The sequence below is a fragment of the Gluconobacter sp. GP1 genome (genome assembly GCF_032913585.1).
Lineage (GTDB): Bacteria > Pseudomonadota > Alphaproteobacteria > Acetobacterales > Acetobacteraceae > Gluconobacter > Gluconobacter cerinus.
In genome coordinates, this window is sequence record NZ_JASGXC010000009.1 from 66,402 (window position 1) to 67,525 (window position 1,124).

General features: G+C 65.1%; 1 protein-coding gene. It reads right to left on the bottom strand.

Annotated elements, in window-relative coordinates; all coding sequences use genetic code 11:
• Window positions 1-1,124, bottom strand: a 1,124-nt coding sequence (locus R5H23_RS15110) for a DNA polymerase Y family protein (protein WP_317215941.1), incomplete at both ends; no start/stop codon positions are given.

Below are 1,124 nucleotides of genomic sequence, written 5' to 3' on the forward strand. Positions count from 1 at the left end.
CGCGATGCGGTGTGTCTGGCGTTTGAGGACGAACTGGCGTGGCGCACCGTCCGGGAGCAGGGCAGTCACCTGCACCCGGACGGGCAGATCGAACAGAATGTTCGGTCGCACCCAGAGCATCTGGCGCGCGTCCGCGGGTTCTGCCACGTCGCCTGGAGAAATGCGAGACTGCCCGTCCTCTGGCCAGGCGGTAAACCGGGGCGCTAGCTGGTGGACGGATGCGACCCCGGGGCGGTTGATCAGCCGGTCGATGAGGCTCGCGGGCAGTATGTCCGCCTGACAGTCCTCTGGGTCTGAAAGTACCGGGCGATCTGGTCCGGCCTCCATGGGCTCGCTGGCGCTGATCGTCACCGTGACAGCCTCGATGCCAAAGCCGGGCTCAATCCGGGAAATCTGGTCCTTGAGAAGGCGGAGGATGCGGGGCATATCCGAGGTCGGATCGGACGTGCCCACCCGGATGGCCTGGACCGTGCTGTCAACACGCACACAGAGGAAATCGATCTGCCGTGCGCCTTCCCCGCGATGGGACAGCAGGGCGCAGGCTTCCGGCACAAGAGCCTCGATCACGGTCGCAATCGCCTCGGCCGTGCCGATAGGTTCGACAAGCGAGCGCGAGAGCGAGATCCGGTCCCGCACCTGAACCACGTTCAGCGGCCTGGCCTGACGGCCGAGGGCTTCATCCAGAGAGGTGAGAAGCTCCGCGCCAAACCGCTTGGCCAAAGGCGCGCGGGGAAGGGCCGCAAGGGCGCCAATGGTTGTCAGTCCCAGGCGATTGAGACGGGACGTTGTGTCCGAGGCAATCGGAAGGGCCGAGCAAGGCAGTCGGTCCAGAGCCTGTTTCTGCTGACCGGGCGGAATGACACAGGCCCGATCGAGGCAGGAGCGTGCCAGAACGCGTGAGGCCGCGGCACTGTCACTCAGAGCAAGAGAGCAGACATGACCTTTCTCGGAAAGACGCGTCCGGACGAGAGACAGCATCGCCTCCTCGCCGCCATAGAGATGAGCACAGCCGGTTATGTCGCTATAAAGGCCGTCCGGTGCATCCAGAGCGGGCAGGGGCGACAGCCACAGCAGCCAGGAACACAGGTCCAGGAGAGCCGCATCATCGGCGTCTGTGTCCTGCG